15 protein-coding genes are annotated in these 20,285 nt (G+C 42.4%); 1 reads left to right on the top strand and 14 read right to left on the bottom strand.

The window, feature by feature from the left end:
• Positions 1-9: 9 nt before the first annotated feature.
• From NQ508_RS06670 to NQ508_RS06635, 8 genes are all read right to left on the bottom strand, one after another.
• Positions 10-2,529: an FtsK/SpoIIIE family DNA translocase gene (locus tag NQ508_RS06670; protein ID WP_006426655.1), complete on the bottom strand. Its 2,520-nt coding sequence runs from the start codon at positions 2,527-2,529 to the stop codon at positions 10-12.
• A 63-nt stretch (positions 2,530-2,592) separates the two neighbouring features.
• On the bottom strand, positions 2,593-3,303 hold the full coding sequence (locus NQ508_RS06665; RefSeq protein ID WP_022414945.1) for a ClpP family protease: 711 nt from the start codon (positions 3,301-3,303) through the stop codon (positions 2,593-2,595).
• Between the two features lie 47 nt (positions 3,304-3,350).
• On the bottom strand, positions 3,351-4,082 hold the full coding sequence (locus tag NQ508_RS06660; RefSeq protein ID WP_006426657.1) for a YebC/PmpR family DNA-binding transcriptional regulator: 732 nt from the start codon (positions 4,080-4,082) through the stop codon (positions 3,351-3,353).
• Positions 4,083-4,156: 74 nt separating this feature from the next.
• Positions 4,157-4,948 (bottom strand): hemolysin family protein, encoded by a 792-nt coding sequence (locus NQ508_RS06655; protein WP_006426658.1) that lies wholly within the window; start codon positions 4,946-4,948, stop codon positions 4,157-4,159.
• A gap of 25 nt (positions 4,949-4,973) precedes the next feature.
• A complete protein-coding gene (locus NQ508_RS06650; RefSeq protein WP_022414948.1) occupies positions 4,974-5,321 on the bottom strand; it encodes a type II toxin-antitoxin system PemK/MazF family toxin in 348 nt (115 codons plus the stop codon).
• A gap of 123 nt (positions 5,322-5,444) precedes the next feature.
• A complete protein-coding gene (gene alr / locus NQ508_RS06645) occupies positions 5,445-6,608 on the bottom strand; it encodes an alanine racemase (RefSeq protein WP_022414949.1) in 1,164 nt (387 codons plus the stop codon).
• 2 nt (positions 6,609-6,610) lie between these two features.
• Complete coding sequence (locus NQ508_RS06640) at positions 6,611-8,113, bottom strand: bifunctional ADP-dependent NAD(P)H-hydrate dehydratase/NAD(P)H-hydrate epimerase (RefSeq protein WP_044919600.1); 1,503 nt, start codon at positions 8,111-8,113, stop codon at positions 6,611-6,613.
• A 101-nt stretch (positions 8,114-8,214) separates the two neighbouring features.
• On the bottom strand, positions 8,215-8,856 hold the full coding sequence (locus NQ508_RS06635) for a redox-sensing transcriptional repressor Rex (protein ID WP_044919602.1): 642 nt from the start codon (positions 8,854-8,856) through the stop codon (positions 8,215-8,217).
• Between the two features lie 165 nt (positions 8,857-9,021).
• Between NQ508_RS06635 and abc-f the strand changes: the two genes are divergently transcribed.
• A complete protein-coding gene (gene abc-f, locus NQ508_RS06630; protein WP_006426663.1) occupies positions 9,022-10,956 on the top strand; it encodes a ribosomal protection-like ABC-F family protein in 1,935 nt (644 codons plus the stop codon).
• Positions 10,957-11,068: 112 nt separating this feature from the next.
• On the opposite strand, the gene NQ508_RS06625 is transcribed toward abc-f, so the two are convergent.
• The 6 genes from NQ508_RS06625 to smc all read right to left on the bottom strand — a co-directional run bounded on the left by NQ508_RS06625 (position 11,069) and on the right by smc (position 20,284).
• The gene (locus NQ508_RS06625; RefSeq protein ID WP_044919604.1) at positions 11,069-12,268 is read right to left on the bottom strand and encodes an NADP-dependent isocitrate dehydrogenase; all 1,200 of its coding nucleotides are present in this window, start codon (positions 12,266-12,268) and stop codon (positions 11,069-11,071) included.
• Positions 12,269-12,307: 39 nt separating this feature from the next.
• Positions 12,308-12,961, bottom strand: coding sequence for a GntR family transcriptional regulator (locus NQ508_RS06620; protein ID WP_006426665.1), 654 nt, complete (start codon positions 12,959-12,961; stop codon positions 12,308-12,310).
• Positions 12,962-12,975: 14 nt separating this feature from the next.
• Positions 12,976-14,367 carry a beta/alpha barrel domain-containing protein gene (locus NQ508_RS06615; RefSeq protein WP_006426666.1) on the bottom strand — a complete coding sequence of 464 codons (1,392 nt, stop codon included), beginning with the start codon at positions 14,365-14,367 and terminating at the stop codon, positions 12,976-12,978.
• Positions 14,368-14,524: 157 nt separating this feature from the next.
• Positions 14,525-15,739, bottom strand: a complete 1,215-nt coding sequence (gene ilvA / locus NQ508_RS06610) for a threonine ammonia-lyase (protein ID WP_006426667.1) — start codon at positions 15,737-15,739, stop codon at positions 14,525-14,527.
• Positions 15,740-15,760: 21 nt separating this feature from the next.
• A complete protein-coding gene (gene ftsY / locus NQ508_RS06605) occupies positions 15,761-16,714 on the bottom strand; it encodes a signal recognition particle-docking protein FtsY (protein ID WP_006426668.1) in 954 nt (317 codons plus the stop codon).
• A 9-nt stretch (positions 16,715-16,723) separates the two neighbouring features.
• Positions 16,724-20,284 carry a chromosome segregation protein SMC gene (smc, locus tag NQ508_RS06600; RefSeq protein ID WP_006426669.1) on the bottom strand — a complete coding sequence of 1,187 codons (3,561 nt, stop codon included), beginning with the start codon at positions 20,282-20,284 and terminating at the stop codon, positions 16,724-16,726.
• Position 20,285: the final 1 nt, after the last annotated feature.

Here is a 20,285-nt window from a genome sequence, read left to right as displayed (position 1 = left end):
TTCTATCTCTTATCCATTCTTCTCATTCAAATATTGTTCAAATTCTTCCGAAGACATCAGAACTTTTCGAGGTTTTGTTCCTTCCTCCGGTCCTACGGCGCCTGCCTCACATAACTGATCCATGATTCTTGCAGCTCTGTTAAATCCTATCTTAAAAGCTCGCTGGAGCATTCCGATAGATGCTTTTTCCTTCTCAATGATCAGTCTTCCGGCATCTGCAAAATATGCATCATTTTCATTACCTTCACTTCCGCCGGATCCTGATGCCGGATTTCCGGTAGGAATGGTATTCATATGCGTCTCTATATCCTGATTGTATGTAACATCGCCGTTATGTTCACGCAGATATTCTACTACCTGCTGTACTTCCTTATCTGTAACAAATGATCCCTGTACTCTGGCCGGTTTCTGATATCCTGACGGATAAAAAAGCATATCTCCTTTTCCCAGAAGCTTCTCTGCACCGTTCATATCTATAATCGTCCGGGAATCTACACCGGATGATACTGAGAATGCGATTCTCGAAGGCATATTCGCCTTGATAAGTCCGGTGATAACGTTAACTGACGGTCTCTGTGTCGCAAGCACCAGGTGGATCCCTGCGGCTCTCGCAAGCTGTGCCAGACGGCAGATTGCTTCCTCTACATCTCCCGGAGCTACCATCATCAAATCCGCAAGCTCATCAACAATAATAATGATCTGTGGCATAAGCTCCAGTTTATCGCCTTCTTCGGTCTGGACTCCAAGACTTTTGATCTTTTCGTTATATCCTTTCATATCTCTGACATTATATTTGGCAAATGCCTGATAACGTCTTGACATCTCTCCCACTGCCCAGTTCAGTGCGCCTGCCGCTTTTTTCGGATCAGTGACTACCGGAATCAGAAGGTGTGGAATACCATTATACACACTCAATTCTACAACCTTCGGATCGATCATGATCAGTTTTACTTCATTAGGGTCTGCCTTATATAAGACACTCATGATCAACGTATTGATACATACGGATTTACCAGATCCGGTAGCGCCGGCGATCAGTACGTGCGGCATCTTGGCAATATCTGCTACCACAGTCTTTCCGCCGATGTCCTTTCCTACTGCGAAAGATATCTTGGAAGAACTGTTCTTAAATTCCGGCGATTCCAGAAGATCACGGAGCATGACTGCACTGTTTTCTTTGTTCGGTACTTCAATCCCTACTGCCGCTTTTCCCGGAATCGGAGCCTCAATACGGATATCTGCCGCTGCAAGATTCAGTTTGATATCATCGGCAAGACCTACGATCTTACTGACTTTGACTCCCATTTCAGGCTGTAATTCATATCTTGTAACCGAAGGTCCACAGCTTACATTGGTAATGGTAACTTTTACCCCAAAGTTCTCGAGTGTCTGCTGCAGCTTCATAGCGGTCTCTCTTAAATGCGCATCTGATTCTCCTCCGCCGCGTTTTCCTCTCTGAAGCAGAGATAACGGCGGATACTGATACTCTTTTTTCGGCTTTAAAGAATCTGCGGCAACGCTTGCAGCAACATCTGCTACTTCATCTGCCATTCCTGCCGCCCCCATCTTTGGATTCTTACGTCTTGCAGGTTTTTCCTGTGTCTTTGGATCATTTTCAGATTCCGGAGTCTTCTTTTCCGGTTCATTCGTCATGTCTTCTTTTCCATAATCTGCCGGCTCAGGATCCGCACGGTGTATGATAAATTCCGGTTTCTCCGGTCCTTTTGCTGTCTTTGGATCGATTGGAAGTTCTCTTACTTCCGGAGATTTCTTAGCGATAGACGTATCGAAAGATACTCCTTCCACATGCTTGTCTCTCCGCCTGTGCATGCCGCTGTCTGCCGCAGCCGCAGCACGTTCCTTTTCACGTTGTTCACGTTGTTCCATGCGTTTACGTTTTCTGACTTCTGCATGCTCTTTATGTCTTTTTGCATCTTCTTTTGCCCTTGCATATGCTTTATCACTGCCGGCCTTCACACCTTTTAATGCAGACTTTCCTGTAATGATCACCAGACAGATGATCATAAGGATCACTGTGACAACATATGTTCCGGCTACACCGATTGCCGGCGTTAATACAGATGCCAGTCCCTTTCCGATCTTTCCGCCAAGTTCGTCCACGAGCTGCAGCAAAATTTCAGCAAGGAACAGCAAAAGCACTGCAATTACTGTCTTCATGTAAGCATACCGGTTGCCTTTATTAGACACCTGAAAAGATACCAGACCAAACAAAACGAATGGAATGATATAGGCCACGGCCCCAAATATCTCCCACAAAACTCCGGATACGGCATCTCCTAAAAATCCTGCAACACCAAAATTACTGATCAGAAGAATGATACTGACCGCAAGTGTTATCCATATCAGGATTTCATCCATCAGAAAACTATTACCGGACTTTGCGGTTCTGGTAGATCTGGTTGTTTTTTTTGTATTTTTCTTTGTTGTTTTTTTATTAGAAGTCGACTTTTTTGAAGTCGTACCTGTTTTTTTTCTGTTCGTCTTACTCTTTGTAGACTTCGCCGTCATGAAAACTCCCCCTTATGATGGCAATACTAATTATAATTATAGCATTTAGGGGAATTGCTGTCATTACACATTTTCGTTCTTTTTTTGATTTCTGTCACTGATCATTTCGTGCAATTTATTCAATGCATCACTTAACCCGCCTACAGCATCAATGAGTCCTTCTCTTACAGCATCCTTTCCTTCCAGAAGTGTCCCAACATCTTTGACCAGCTCTGTAGGGTTTAACATTAACTCTTCGATCCGCTCCTGCTTCATAGAAGAATGTTCTGACAAAAATCTTGTGATCCGGTCCTGTGTACGTATCATGTTATCGAGACTTTGCTGAACTCCGATAAACATCCCGTTAGACCGCACCGGATGTATCACCATTGTTCCGCTTGGCACGATAAATGAATAGTCGGCCGACACTGCCAGTGGTCCGCCGATCGAATGACTGCCGCCAAGCACCAGGGATACTGTAGGTTTACTCAAAGAAGCGATCATTTCTGCAATCGAAAGTCCCGCCTCTACATCTCCTCCAAGTGTATTCAGAAGAATCAGAAGACCATCAATCTTACTGCTGTCTTCGACTTCGGCCAGCATAGGAAGCAGATGTTCATACTTTGTGGCCTTTGTATTCCCGGATACCGCTTCATGTCCTTCAATTTCACCCACTATCGTAAGAAGTTTGATTCTGTGGTTGTCCCGGCTTCCTTCAAGATTCGCACTACCGGTTTCTTTTAATTCTTCTGTCGGCTCTGCACTTTTTTCTTTTTCTTTTTTCTCTTCGCTCATAAAAACACCTCCATACTTTTTATTAGTATGGAGGTGTTGCATACATTTTATTCATCCCAGTTGTGATATACATCCTGAACATCATCGTCATCATCCAGCATATCCAGCGTCTTCTGGATATTGGCAATGTCTTTTGGATCTGTCAGTTCTACATATGTCTGAGGGATCATTGTTACTTCTGCAGATACCATCGGGATTCCTGCTTCTTCCATTGCAAGACGTACCGCACTGAAATCATCAGGATCTGTCAGTACTTCAAAGCTGTCTTCTTCTTCTACAAAGTCCTCTGCTCCTGCATCCAGTACCTGCATCATCAGTTCATCTGCATCGCCTTCATATTCTTCTTTGTCAATCACGATCTGACCTTTCTTGTCGAACATGAATGATACACATCCAGGTGTTCCTACGTTACCGCTTCCCTTTGTGAATGCATTCTTTACATTAGATGCTGTACGGTTCTTGTTATCTGTAAGAGTTTCTACGATGATAGCTGTACCGTTCGGTCCGTATCCTTCATATGTAATGTGCTCATAGTTTGCTGCACTCATATCTCCGGATGCACGTTTGATATTTCTTTCAATTGTATCGTTTGGCATGTTGTTGGATTTTGCTTTTGCGATTACATCTCTCAATCTGCTGTTATTAGAAGGATCTGAACTTCCGCCTTCTTTTACTGCTACTGCGATCTCTTTACCGATCTTTGTAAAGATCTTTCCTTTGGCAGCATCATTTTTCTCTTTCTTATGCTTAATATTGGCAAATTTTGAATGTCCTGACATGTCTTTTACCTCTCTTTATCTATTTTGTTTTATCTTTTATAAAAATTGTATTATTACACACTTTATCTATTCTATCACGCTTCGGGCAGTTTTTCAATCTTAACTGTCTGAATTATATTATTATCTACCTGTAAAACGGTAAAACGATATCCTTCATAGTCTACTACGCACTTTTCATCTTCACCCGGAATGTGTTCCAGTTCATCAATCAGAAAACCATTTAACGTCTCATAATCTTCTTTGTCGAATGTAACAGGAATGAGATCCTCCAGATCCTCAAGCTCTGTCAGGCCATTTGCGATCATGCTTCCGTCATTCTGCTTCTGGATCATCTCATCTTCTTCATCATATTCATCCAGGATATTTCCGACGATCTCTTCCAGAATATCCTCCATAGCAACAAGTCCGGACGTCTGGCCGTATTCATCCAGAACAATCACCATATGATTCTTTGTGGACTGCATCTCTTTAAATAAAGTATCGATGCTTTTGGTTTCAGGAATATATGTAACCGGACGGAGATATTCTTTCAATTCTTTCACCGGACAGCCTCTCTTTGATTCATCCAGATAACCGGATGTTGCATCTCTTAAATGGATAATACCTATGATCTCGTCAATATCCTCCTGATATACCGGGAACCTTGAAAATCTTTCATCCAGCATGAATTTTAATGCTTCTTCCAGAGACCAGTCTCCGTCAATTGCAACAATGTTCTTACGGTGGGTCATAATGTCTTTCGCATCTTTATCCATATAGCGGAAAATATTGCGGATCAGCGCTGCAGCTTCTTTCTGCATCTCTTCATCCATTTCATCTTCATGAAATATCTGTTTCATTCGTTGGAACAAACTTCCCTCTTCCATAATTAATTATCCTTAACTCCTTCTTCTATGTATGAAGCTCGAAACTGATTCGGATCGCCTCATCTACTTTGTTCATTATCTCTTCATCCAGATGACATACCAGATCTCTAAGTCTTTGTTTGTCGATCGTGCGGATCTGTTCCAGTAAAACCACTGAATTCTTTACAATATGATATCTTCTTGCATCGATTTCTACATGCGTTGGCAGTTTGGCCTTATTCATCCGGGATGTGATAGCGGCACAGATAACAGTTGGGCTGTGTCTGTTTCCCACATCATTCTGAATGATCAGAACCGGACGGATTCCTCCCTGTTCCGATCCCACCACCGGACTTAAATCTGCATAATAGATATCTCCTCGTTTCACCTGCACTTTGCTTCACACTCCGATTCTTAAGATATACTAAGTATTTCCTTTTTTCTCAGATGTATTCTGCAAAGTTTTACGATATCTACAGAACCTGCCACCGGCAGCTTCTGTACGAATGCACGGCAATTAAAAACTGTCTACCTGTTCTACGACTTCTCCGTGGCGGATATATTCTCTTGGAATACGTTTGTTCAATACACACACGAATTCATAATTAAATCTTCCGGAAAGTTCTCCCAGCGTATCAACTGACAGGAACTCCTTTCCGTCACGTCCGAATATTACAACTTTATCTCCGAATTCCACGTCCTCGATAGCTGTCACATCAACCATGAACTGATCCATACATACACGTCCGATGATCGGTGCTTTCTGCCCATGGATCAGCACATATCCTTTATTAGACAGACTTCTTGGATATCCGTCTCCATAACCGACCGGAATCGTCGCCACTTTTGTCGGACGGGTTGTAACATACGTTCCGCCATAGCTTACAGGCTTTCCTTCTGTCAGCCATTTTACATGGGCAACATGACTGATAAGTTCCATTGCCGGTTTTAACGGAACCCGTTCTTTCTCTACTTCATCTGACGGATACATGCCATATGTAGTGATACCCGCACGTACAATATCCATATTCGCTTCTTTCAGATCAATGATACCTGCGCTGTTGGAGCAATGATAATACTGGAACGTAACACCTCTTTTTTTCAGTTCTTCTTTCATCCAGAGATATTTATCAAGCTGCTCATTGGTAAATGTCTTATCTGCTTCATCAGACTTGGAAAAATGTGTAAACATTCCTTCCATTACCAGGTTCGGCAGTTTACTGATCTTTGCGATTTCTTCGGCATTCTCTTCTGTAATCTGGAATCCCAGTCTTGCCATTCCAGTGTCAAGCTTAATATGTACATAGACTTTACAGCCCATGGCTTCTGCAAGCTCTGACACTTCTTTTGCCATCTCATAACTATAGACAGTCATACGTACTTCATTGCGGATCATCGTATCCCACTGATCCGGGAAAATGCATCCAAGAACCAATACCGGTTTCTTCAAACATGCATCTTTTAATAAAATAGCTTCATCCAGCGTAGCTACTGCATAACCCCAGATATAATCCTTGGGTTCCAGAAGCTTTGCAATCTGAACGGCACCATGTCCATAACCATCCATCTTGATGACTGCCATCATCTGTGTATCTTTCTGAATATTTTTCTTCATCATCTCTATATTATATTCAACCGCATCTAAATCGACTCTGGCTAAAACTCTTGTATAATGTTTCACTGCTATTCATCCTCCAGTTTCATTAATGCTTTACTGATATATTCTATCAGATCTCTTGCCATTACACTATATACGCCTTTTTCAAATTTTGCAAGGTCACCGGCCAAACCATGTACATATGTACCTAATCTGGCTGCTTTTTTCGTATCTTTTTCCTGCACCATAAAGCCTGCGATCACACCGGCCAGCACATCTCCCGAACCGGCTTTTGCCATCGCACTGTTCCCGGTAAGATTCAGGCAGATTTCATTTGCCTTATCTGCGATCAGTGTTCTGGAATCTTTTAATACACAGGTTACCTGATATCCGTCAGCGAATTTCTTCAGGATCTGTATCCGGTCTTCTCTAAGATCTTCCACAGGGATGCCTGTAAGTCTAGACATCTCTTTCATATGCGGCGTAAATATGAACTTCCGGTCTGCCAGCCGATCAAGAAGATCTTTGTTATCTGACAGAAGATTTAACCCATCTGCATCGATCAGGCATGGAACATCCACGTACTCTATAACCGTCCGCAATAACTTCTCCGATGTTGTACTTCTTCCAATGCCGGAACCAATACACACACCGTCTGCCCACTTAAGAAGCTTTAGTACTTCTTCTTTATTAAATTCATCATAAGCCGTTATGATCGCTTCCGGCAGAAGTGTCTGCAATATCTCGCGGTTGTCCTTTGGTGTATAGATTCTGACAAGCCCGGCTCCTGTCATATAAGCCGCATGGGCATTCAGATATGCCGCACCTGCCATACCCTTACTTCCAGCGATCACAAGAAGCCTTCCATAACTTCCCTTATTAGAATCTTCCGGTCTTTCCGGAAGCATTCTACGATATTCTTCTCTTTCAAAAGAATGGATCACATCTGCATCCTGTAATAACGGCTCATGCGAAATGCCAATCTCTGCTACTGTTACTCTTCCTGCATATGCTCTGCCCTGCGCCAGTTCAAGGCCGATCTTTTTCACCTCGAATGTCACTGTATCATCTGCGTGGAATGCACAACCAAGCACACATCCCGTAGAGGCTGAAAGTCCTGATGGGATATCTACTGCAAATTTTGTACCCTGCATCTGATTCATACGTTCAATCACCTGACGATATGTACCTTCAATCTTACGGCTCAGTCCGACTCCGAACACGGCATCTATCACTATGCTGTAGCTGTTATCCTGCGGGATATCTTCTGTGATCTTACCACCACATTCTTTAAGACGTCTTATCTGTTCCCGTGTCTCCGGTGTACAATGCTCTGGATTGCCGACCAGATAAGTATCCACAGGACACCCCATATTCTTCAAGATCCTGGCGATGGCAAATCCATCTCCGCCATTATTTCCTGATCCACATACCACACAGACAGAAGAAAGATCCAGATTCTCACTTTGCATCGTCTGTACACAGGCATTTGCCGCACACTCCATTAATTCTAGTGATGCGATGCCCAGTTCCTGAATCGTGTACTGATCGGCAGCCTTCATCTGCGCAGCATTAACCAGAAGTTTCATATATTCATTCATCTCCCATCAGATATATCTCTGCAACAAAAGAACGTGTAAAAATATGTCCGTATTCCAGACTACTCCTACACGCTTTCTTGTATTATAGTTTATTTATGGTCCTCTTTGTAACGACTGATATTGTATGACAACTGCATCAGACTTTCTGACAGATGCACATTCTCAACAACAACATTATCCGGAAGGTTCAAATCTGTATGTGCAAAGTTCCAGATCGCACGTACTCCGTTCTCAACCAGCATATTCGCAACTTCAATTGCTTTCTCTTTCGGAATCGTCAGAACTGCAATATCAATCTCATTATTCTGAACGAACGTTTTCAGATCATCCATCATACGGATCGGAACTCCACGGATGGATACTCCCTGAAGTCTTGGATTCACATCAAAGATTCCTTTCAGAATGAATCCACGGTTCTCGAAGGCTGCATAATTAGCCAGTGCCTGCCCAAGATTACCTGCACCAATGATAATAATATTGTGGTCTTCTTCCAATCCTAATATCTTTCCAATCTCTGTGTATAAATACTTAACATTATAACCGTATCCCTGTTGTCCGAATCCTCCGAAATTATTAAGATCCTGACGGATCTGGGATGCTGTTACTTTCATCCGCTTACTCAGATCGTTCGAAGAAATCCGCTCTACACCATTTTCCAACAGTTCGCCCAAATATCTGTAATACCTCGGCAATCTTCTTATGACCGCACGAGAAATCTCTCTTTCTTCCAATGTTTTCACCCTTCCAATCATAGTCTAAAATAATTATATAAAATTGAAAGATTATTGTCAAACTATTGTTGAATTTTATGCAATTTCCGTTATAATAAAGTAGCATGTGTAAATGCATTTTGAGAATACCAACGTATCAATTATCCATAACTCAGGAGGAAATATATGATATTAGCATGTCACGGGATCCAGAAATCTTTCGGTGAACACCTCATCGTCAGAGATGGATCCTTCCATATAGAAGATCACGAAAAAGCAGCTCTTGTCGGACCGAACGGTGCCGGTAAGTCCACTCTGCTCAAAATGATTGTAGGCGAATCAGCCCCGGATGACGGCAACGTCATCCTGACAAAAGGTAAGACACTTGGCTATCTTGCCCAGCATCAAGAGATGCAAAGCGGTAATACGATCTACGAAGAAGTCCGCACCGCAAAGGCCGATATAATCGCTATGGAGCGCCGTATCCGCGAGATCGAGATGGAACTTAAGCATCTCTCCGGCGACGCCTTGAACGACCGTCTGGAAACTTACAACCGCCTTACGGCCGCTTTCGAACGTGAGAATGGCTATTCTTGTGAAAGTGAGATCACCGGTGTGTTAAAGGGACTTGGATTTACGGAAAATGATTTCACCAAACCCGTCGACACTCTCTCCGGAGGACAGAAAACCCGTGTATCTCTCGGCAAGCTTCTGTTAACGAAACCAGACATTTTGCTTCTTGATGAGCCAACCAACCATCTGGATCTGAATTCAATTGCATGGCTTGAAACCTATCTTCTAAACTATCAGGGAGCTGTGCTGATCGTGTCTCATGACCGTTATTTTTTGAACAAAGTTGTCACTAAAGTTCTTGAAATCGAGCTTGGAGAACTTCGTACTTATATGGGAAATTACAGCGACTATGCAGCAAAGAAGCAGCAGCTTCGCGACATACGCCTGAAGGAATATCTTAACCAGCAGCAGGAAATCAAGCATCAGGAAGCGGTTATCGAAAAGCTTCGTTCTTTCAACCGCGAAAAATCCATCAAACGTGCCGAAAGCCGCGAAAAGATGTTGGAAAAAATGCAGACCATCGAAAAACCGATAGAAGTTAATACAGATATACATCTGAAACTGGAACCATCCTGTGTAAGTGGCAATGATGTTCTGACTATTGAACATTTAAGCAAATCTTTCCCCGGACAGGAACTTTTTACAGACGTTAATCTCGAGATCAAACGTGGTGAACATGTCGCAGTAATCGGTGATAACGGAACAGGAAAGACTACGCTTCTTAAGATCTTAAACCGAGTGGTATCTGCTGATTCCGGTACTTATACACTTGGCTCCAATGTTAAGATTGGCTACTACGATCAGGAACATCATGTCCTTCATATGGAAAAAACAATTTTTGACGAGATTTCCGATGATTATCCGACTCTTACGAATACGGAAATCCGGAATGTGCTTGCAGCATTTCTTTTTACCGGTGATGATGTCTTCAAACAGATCAGTTCTTTGAGCGGTGGGGAACGCGGACGTGTATCTCTTGCGAAACTGATGCTCTCTGAAGCAAATTTCCTGATCCTCGACGAGCCGACCAACCATTTGGACATCGCATCCAAAGAAATCCTTGAGAATGCTTTGAATGATTATACCGGTACTGTACTTTATGTCTCTCATGACCGTTATTTCATTAATCAAACTGCATCACGGATTCTGGATCTTGTCAATCATACATTTGTAAATTATATCGGAAATTATGACTATTATCTGGAGAAAAAAGAAGAACTCACTACTGCATATGCCGGAGAAGCCTCTACACCTTCATCCGTTTCAGATAACAGTACAGACAAGAATGTATCCGAGTCAAAACTCAGCTGGCAGGAGCAAAAGGAAGCCCAGGCAAGACTTCGCAAACGTCAGAATGAGCTTAAAAAGACTGAAGAACGTATCGGCGAACTGGAAGACCGTGATAGTGAGATCGATGCCCTGATGATTCAGGAAGATATCTTCACCAACTCTGTAAAATGCCAGGAACTTGCAAAAGAAAAAGCCGCAATAGCGGAAGAATTAGAAGAATTATACATGAAATGGGAGGAATTAGCAGAAGACGCTTAAACGCCTGATTTGCAACTTTTTAGCCCGCTCCAGAAAGCTTCTGGGGCGGGCTTTTATATTGCCATGCATTCGTAAGGAACTGCCGGTGGCAGGTCCTGTAGATATATATTATCTATTTTAATTTTTCAGCAATTGCCTTAATAAATCCTTCGCTGTTCAATACGGTTGGATTTTCCAGTGTCGTGATCAATGCCAAATCTTTCGTCATCTTACCTTCTTCAATGGTATCAATGGTTGCTTTTTCAAGCTTATCTGCGAATGCTGCCAATTCGGCATTTCCATCCATCTCACCACGTTTTCTAAGAGCACCTGTCCATGCAAAAATTGTAGCTACAGAGTTTGTAGAAGTCTCTTCCCCTTTCAGATGCTTGTAATAATGACGTTGTACAGTTCCATGAGCTGCCTCATATTCATAATTTCCATCCGGTGATACCAGAACAGATGTCATCATTGCAAGAGAACCAAATGCGGAAGAAACCATATCACTCATTACATCTCCGTCATAGTTCTTACATGCCCAGATATATCCGCCTTCTGATTTCATAACTCTTGCAACCGCATCATCGATCAAAGTATAGAAATATGTAATTCCGGCTTCTTTGAACTTCTCGGCATAATCTTTGTCAAAGATTTCCTGGAAAATATCTTTGAATGTATGGTCATACTTCTTAGAGATCGTATCTTTTGTTGCGAACCACAGATCCTGCTTTGTATCCAATGCATAATTAAAGCAGCTTCTCGCAAAGCTTTCAATAGATCCGCATAAGTTATGCATTCCCTGTGCAACACCCGGTCCTGCATAGTTGTGTACCAGTTCTCTGGTCTCTGTGCCGTCTTCTGCCGTGTATACCAGTTCTACTTTTCCAGGTCCAGGAATCTTCATCTCTGTATTTTTATATACATCTCCATATGCATGTCTTGCAATAGTGATTGGTTTTTTCCAGTTTTTTACACATGGCTCAATGCCTTTTACAACAATCGGTGCACGAAATACAGTTCCGTCAAGTATTGCACGGATCGTTCCGTTCGGACTCCTCCACATTTCTTTCAGATCGTACTCTTTCATACGTGCCGCATTCGGTGTGATTGTTGCACATTTTACTGCAACTTTATATTTCTTGGTTGCATTAGCAGCATCGATTGTTACCTGATCATCTGTCTCATTTCTATGTTCCAGACCCAGATCATAATATTCTGTGTTCAGTTCAATATATGGCTCCAGAAGATCTTCTTTGATCATCTTCCAGAGAATTCTTGTCATCTCGTCTCCGTCCATCTCTACAATCGGTGTTGTCATTTTAATTTTTGCCATGGTATTTGTCTCCTTTCTATCTGTTCGCGGCATCTTTTATTATTCTTCCAGATGCAGATTTTCCATCACGTGTAATATATGTTCATTTGCAAGCTGTTCTGCTTTTGCCGCATCTTTTGCCTTGATTGCTTCCAGGATTTCTCTGTGTTCTTCTATTGATTTCTCGGCACGCTCCGGTGCTTCAATAGACATCGTCCTGGCAAGCTGTACATACTTGTGAAAATCTGTTAATACATGTTCCAGGATCCTGCTGTTGGATGCCTCATACAATATCTTATGAAACTTACCATCCATTTCTGACATCTGTTCAATCTGTCCGGATCCTTTCTTATGCAAATGAAATTCTGACAGAAGAATCACTTCTTCCAGTTCTTCAATCTGCGCATCCGTAATATATTTCGTTGCCCAGTTGGCACACAGCCCTTCCAGTTGCGAACGTATCTTATAGATATCTTTCACATCTTTTCTGGTAATGGCTGTCACATACGCACCTTTATTCGGAATGATCGTAACCAGTCCTTCTAACTCCAATTGTCTTAAGGCTTCTCTTACCGGTGTTCTGCTTACCCCCAGTTCTTCACCGATTGTTACTTCCCTTAATTCTTCATGATTTTTATATACCCCATTCAGAATATCTTCCCGCAGATGCCGGAACACTCTTCCTCGTAAGGATCTGTCCTGATATTCTTCCATTAAAAACACCTCTGCTATATCAATTCCACACCAATTCTCTTACAGTTTTCGTCGATAACTCTGATCAACTCATCGTCTGTAAGAACGGTTACTCGTCCTTCTTCATACTGCTTATCTACCCATTCTTTTACAGAACTTACAAGTTCTGAGTTCTTATCTACTTTCTTGTCCTCCGGCAGCTTAAAATATGTATTGATCCAGTGTGCAATACCTGCAAGTCCGGATGTGTTAGATATTGCAACAAGCGGAGGACGGTTCAGGAATTTTCCGGTATCAAATACGTTGTAGATCTCTTCATTCTTCAATAAACCATCTGCATGGATTCCAGCCCTTGTTACATTAAAGTTCTTACCAACAAAAGGTGTTCTTGAAGGAATATGATATCCGATCTCTTTCTCATAATAATCTGCAAGCTCTGTGATAACTGTTGTATCCATCCCATCCAGTGTGCCACGAAGCTGTGCATATTCGAACACCATCGCTTCCAGTGGTGTATTACCGGTACGCTCTCCGATTCCAAAAAGTGAACAGTTCACACCGCACGCACCATAAAGCCATGCTGTCGATGAATTGCTGACTGCCTTATAGAAATCATTATGTCCGTGAAATTCGATCAGTTCGCTTGGAACACCGGCATGTACTCTGAGTCCATAGATGATTCCCGGAATAGATCTTGGTATTACAGCTCCCGGATAGTTGACCCCGTATCCCATGGTATCACAGACACGGATCTTGACCGGAATCTTATACTCATCCATCAGTTTCATAAGTTCCAGACAGAATGGAATGACGAATCCATAGATGTCGGAACGTGTGATATCTTCCAGATGACATCTCGGGCTGATTCCTGTCTCAAGACATTCTCTTACGATAGACAGATAATGTTCCATTGCCTCACGTCTTGTCATCTTTAGTTTATAGAATATATGATAGTCCGAACAGCTTACCAGAATACCAGTCTCTTTCATTCCGATCTCTTTCACCAGTTCGAAATCTTTCTTGCTCGCACGGATCCAGCTTGTTATCTCCGGGAATTTATAATCCTTTTCCATGCATTTGTAGACTGCGTCTCTGTCCTTTTTACTATAGAGGAAGAATTCACACTGTCTGATCTTTCCCTTCGGACCACCCAGACGATGAAAATAATCATATAATGTTACGATCTGCTCAGTACTGTACGGGGCACGTGATTGTTGGCCATCTCTGAATGTTGTATCTGTGATCCAGATCTCATCCGGCATACAATGCGGAACAATTCGGTCATTGAATGCGATTTTCGGAATCTCGTCATAATGGAACAGATTACGAAATACATTCGGTGTCTTCACATCCACCAACGGGTACATGTGCTCTTCCAGTTGCAATAAATTTGTATGATCATCCAGGTATACTTTCCTGTTTTCCATTTTCCATCGCCTGCTTTCTAAAATATTTTTTCGTAGTAAAGTACTAAATTCAACATGTATAATTGTATACAATAATACATGTGTTGTCAAGTTCTATTATGGATATTTATTCAAAAAAAATGATTATGGGGATTCCATAATCATTTTTTATATATTATTAATAAAGTTTTGCGTTAACTTCTCTCGGACTTAAGCCCTCGTCTTCTAAGGCTTTCATAATCTGGTGTTTGTGTTCGGTTCCGAATGCTTCCAGAGTGATTCGAAGTTCTACTGCTGCGTTTCGGTTGGTACTTACGAACTGGTTATGCTCCAGTTTGATTACATTACCATTTGCTTTGGCGATTGTAGCTGCAACGCGTACCAGTTCACCCGGCTTGTCCGGAAGAAGTACAGATACAGAGAAGATTCTGTCTCTCTGGATCAGTCCGTGCTGTACGATCGAGGACATTGTAATCACATCCATATTACCACCACTTAAGATGGATACGACTTTCTTTCCTTTCAGATCAAGCTGTCTGAGCGCCGCTACTGTCAGAAGGCCTGAATTTTCTACGATCATCTTGTGATTCTCTACTACATCGAGGAATGCACCGATCAGATCATCATCTGCAACTGTAATAACTTCATCTATATTCTTTTCTGCATATGGGAAGATCTTTTCTCCGACACGTTTTACAGCTGTACCATCAGCGATCGTATTGGCACTTGCAAGTGTTACCGGATGTCTTTCTTTCAATGCCTCTGTCATGCTTGCAGCGGCAGCCGGTTCTACACCGATTACTTTGACATTCGGATTCAGCATCTTGGTAAGTGTCGAAACTCCTGTAATCAGACCGCCGCCACCGATTGGTGCGAGAATATAATCTACGTCCGGAAGTTCTTCAAAGATTTCCATTGCAATACTTCCCTGTCCCGTTGCAACATCCAGATCATCGAAAGGATGTACGAATGTGTATCCTTCTTCTTCTGCCAGTTTCATTGCATATGCACAGGCATCATCATAGACATCTCCGTGTAATACGACTTCTGCTCCATAGCTCTTTGTACGATTTACTTTGATCAGTGGTGTAACTGTCGGCATAACTACCGTTGCCTTGCAGCCGAATTTCTTTGCTGCATATGCCACGCCCTGTGCATGGTTACCTGCAGACGCAGTTACAAGACCTTTCTTTCTGTCTTCTTCGCTCATTGTACTGATCTTGTAATATGCACCACGTACTTTATAAGCACCTGTATACTGCATATTCTCTGGTTTCAGATAGACATCAGCACCTGTCTGTTTGCTTAAGTATTCGCTGTATACCAGCTTAGTTGGCAGGGTTACTTCTTTTACGATTGCACTCGCCTGTTTGAATTTTTCTAATGTTAACATCTCGTACTTCCTCTCTTCCTCTTATTCGTTTTCTGAAACCTCTTCTGAAGCCTCATCATCTTTCGGTCTTTCGAATAACGCATTCACGAAATCATCTGCATTAAATTTCTGCAAATCGTCAATAGTCTCTCCCACACCGATATATTTTACCGGAACGCCCAGCTCTGCATGGATGGCAACTGCGATTCCTCCTTTTGCGGTTCCATCCATCTTTGTCAAAACGATCCCTGTAATCTCTGCCACATCGTTGAATTCCTTCGCCTGCTGCAGGGCATTCTGTCCTGTTGTTGCATCCAGAACAACCAATGTCTCTCTGTATGCCTCAGGGAATTCCCGGTCAATGATCTTATTCATCTTTCTGAGTTCTTCCATCAGATTCTTTTTATTGTGCAGACGTCCGGCTGTATCGATCATCAGCACATCTGCATGCCGCGCCTTTGCTGCCGCAACAGCATCAAACACAACCGATGCCGGATCAGATCCCTCCTGTCCGCCGATCAGCTCTGCCTGCGAACGGTTCGCCCATTCTTTTAACTGTTCTCCGGCCGCCGCACGGAATGTATCGGCCGCTGCAATTACAACTTTCTTATTCTCTGCACGAAGCTTTCCTGCAAGCTTTCCGATCGTTGTAGTCTTTCCTACACCATTGACACCGATTACCATCACTACGGATGTGCGGTTTTCAAATTCATATGCTGTTTCTCCGATGTCCATCTGTTCTTTGATACTTTCGATCAGAAGTTCCCGGCATTCCATTGGTTCTTTGATGTGTTTTTCTTTTACTTTTGCCTTCAGATCATCCAGAATATCATATGTTGCCTGTACACCAAGATCTCCCATGATCAGAACCTCTTCCAGCTCCTCGTAAAAGTCATCATCGATACGGGAGAATCCGTGAAAGATGCTGTCCATTCCTGATACAATATTGTCTCTGGTCTTACCAAGACCGGCAACCAGTTTTTCAAAAAATCCCATATCTTCCTCCTATTTATCCAGTTCATTTTCAAGCAGGCTGACAGATACCAGTGTAGATACACCTTTTTCCTGCATAGTGATACCATACAGTCTGTCTGCCGCCGTCATTGTTCCACGTCGATGTGTGATTACTATGAACTGCGTATACTTTGTTAACTTGTGCAAATATTGTGCAAAACGGTCTACGTTATTATCATCCAGTGCCGCTTCGATCTCATCCAGCAGACAGAACGGTGACGGCTTCAGATTCTGGATCGCAAAAAGAAGTGCTATCGCTGTCAATGCTTTTTCTCCACCGGACAACTGCATCATATTCTGCAGCTTCTTTCCAGGCGGCTGGGCAATGATCCGGATACCCGCCTCCAGAATATCCTCATCTTCCATAAGTTCCAGCGTTCCTTTTCCGCCTCCGAACATTTCCTTGAATACCTGATCGAACTCGGCTGCAATTCTGGCGAACTGCTCTTTGAACTGCTTACGCATGGCATTATCAAGTTCCTCGATAATCTGTTCCAGTGTTTCGGCTGCTTCTACCAGATCATCATGCTGGCCTTTCAGGAATTCATAACGCTCGGATACACTTTTATATTCTTCTATCGCATTAACATTGACATTACCCAGTGCACGGATCTCACCTTTTAACTCCTGGATCCGTCTTTTCATATCTGCAAGATCGGTCAGGTTCGGATTCCTAAGTTCTTTTGCGTGATTCAGTGTGAGTTCATATTCCTCCCACATATAATTAATCTGCTTTTCAGAAGCTTCTTCGTACCCTTCCCTCTGACTTTCCAGACGATAAACCTCTTTATCAAGATCTGTCATATGTTTTGAGATCTCTTCACGTTTTTCGAAGAATGATTTGTGCCGTTTATTCAATTCCTCACGTTCTCTTTTTGAACGTTCAATCTGAAGTTTGATTTCATCAAACAGATCCCCGGAATTATCAATTGTTGTTTTCAATTCCTGGATCTTCTTCTCTTTTTCGGCAATTTCCTGAGAATTTCCACCCTTATTCTTTGTCAGTTCTTCCAATTCTGCCCGGAATTTATCCATCTCTTCACGGATACGGATAATATTTTCCGTAATAAATGTATACTTCTGCTCTAATCCTGCATATTCCAGATGAATCTGTTCTGATTTTCTGGTCTTAAAGCTTTCCTTTGCGTGGATCTCTTCCAGCTCTTTTTGTTCTTTCTCAATGTTGATATTCAGATCATTTTCCAGACTTTCTGACGTATCCAGTTCTATATTAATAGACTCCTGATTGTCCATTATCTCGTTGATCTGTATATCCAGTTTTGCAGCTTCATTTCGCAGATTATCGAATTGTTGTTTGAAACTCTGGATCTTTGCAGATGACTGATCTGCATTCATCTTTGCGGTATTCTGTACGACATACGCTTTCTGAAGCTCTGCACTGATTGCGTCAGTCTTTTCATAATACCCTGCGCGTTCATCTTTCAGGCCACAGATCTGCTGTTCCGTCTCCGTCATCTCCTGTTTTAATTTCTGAACGGTCTTTTCAAACTCTTCGATTTCTCTTCGTCTGCTCAGAAGATTACTGGAATTCTTAAATGCTCCACCGGTCATGGAACCACCCGGATTGATCAGTTCCCCTTCCAGTGTAACGATACGGATTGACTGGTGGTATTTTCTTGCGATCATTGTTGCATGATCAATATGATCTACTACCAGTGTTCTTCCCAGCAGATAATCTGCGAGAGTTTTATATTTATTCTCTACCTGAACCAGTTTGTTGGCTGTTCCGACAACTCCCGGTTCTTTAAGGGCTTCCGGACGATTAATCCCGGAATTCGCACGGATTGATGTTAAAGGCAGGAATGTTGCACGGCCGAACTTATTCTTCTTCAGGAAATTGATCATACGTTTTGCCGTATCTTCATCCTCGGTTACGATATTCTGGATATTACCGCCAAGTGCGGTCTCAATAGCAATCTCATAGTCTTTTTCAACCTTTACGATATCTGCTACTACACCCAGAAGTCCCTTCTCACGCTCCTTATTATCCATAACTTTACGAATACTGTTACCGTATCCGTCATAACGTTCTGTAATATTCTTAAGGGATTCCAGTCTTGACTGCTCCCGGTGGAAAGCAGACTGACCAATCTGTAATTTCTGAGACTCTCTGGATATCTGCGCCTGTAACGTCTTAATGTTACTTTCATATTCTTTATTTTCATTGTTCAGGGCTATGATCTTGTCTGAGATAACTTTTAATTCCATCTGATACTTGTTCAGATTTTCATTTTCTTCTGCAATCTCACTGTCATTAGCAAGGATCTCTCGGTTGATCTGCGACTTTCTAACCTGGATCTGTTCCATCATCGTATCAAATTTCTGGATCTGAGCTTTCGTAGATGCTCTGTTATTCAGTATCTCCATGATATGATTCTTCTTTTCATCAACGGATCCTGTAATCTGTGCTATCTTCGCCTGTAATTCCGTCAGTTCATTCTTAATCTGATCTTCTTCCGACTGTTTTTCTTCCATCTGTTTTACAATGGAATCCTTCTCCGTCTGAAGTTCTTTCATCTGTCCTTCACGGACATCCATCTCGGAATCAATCACGCTGGCCCGCTGTTCGAAATGTTCATCGTTCATCCGTGCACTGTGAATCTGTTCCTTTAACAGTGCGATCTGGTTCTCTAACTGCTGCTTCAGAATCGTCGTCTCATTTAATTGACGGTTAGCCTTTTCGACAGAAGCGTCGATCACTTCCACCTGTTCTTCAATCGCCTCATATTCCGTCTTCGTATCCGCATATTGTCTGGTTGCTTCTTCAAGCTCCCCTTTTGTAATACGAAGCTTCTCTTCCAGCCCCCGAATCTGATCTCGGATACGTTCCATTTCCAGCAGGAACATGTTGATATCGTATGTTTTTAATTCTTCCTTCCGTTTCAGATACTCCCTCGCCTTTTCAGACTGACGTTCTAACGGCCCAACCTGCTTTTCCAACTCAGACAGAATATCATTGACACGAACCAGATTCTGGCGTTCATCTTCTAACTTTTTGACCGACATACTTTTTCTTCGTTTGAATTTGACAATTCCTGCTGCTTCATCAAAAAGCTCTCGCCTCTCATCCGGCTTACCACTTAAGATCTTATCAATCTGTCCCTGTCCAATAATCGAATACCCTTCTTTTCCGATACCTGTATCATAGAAAAGTTCATTTACATCTTTTAATCTGCATGCTCTTCCATTGATCAGATATTCGCTTTCTCCGGAACGGTATAGCTTTCTTGCTACCGTAACTTCTTCGTAATCAACCGGAAGCTTATGGTCTGAATTGTCCAGAGTGATCGCCACCGATGCATAACTAAGCGGCTTTCTGTTCTCAGTACCGGAAAAAATAACATCCTGCATGTTGCCGCCTCTTAACTGCTTCACACGCTGTTCCCCAAGCACCCATCTGACCGCATCTGCTACGTTACTTTTTCCACTTCCGTTCGGACCGACAATGCCGGTGATTCCATTATGGAATTCGAATTTAATTTTATTGGCAAATGATTTAAATCCCTGCACTTCTATGCTTTTTAAATACATT

This window comes from Dorea longicatena, from assembly GCF_025150085.1.
Lineage (GTDB): Bacteria > Bacillota > Clostridia > Lachnospirales > Lachnospiraceae > Dorea_A > Dorea_A longicatena.
The sequence above is the reverse complement of the archived record's forward strand: the minus strand, read 5'-3'. Positions and strand labels throughout refer to the sequence as shown.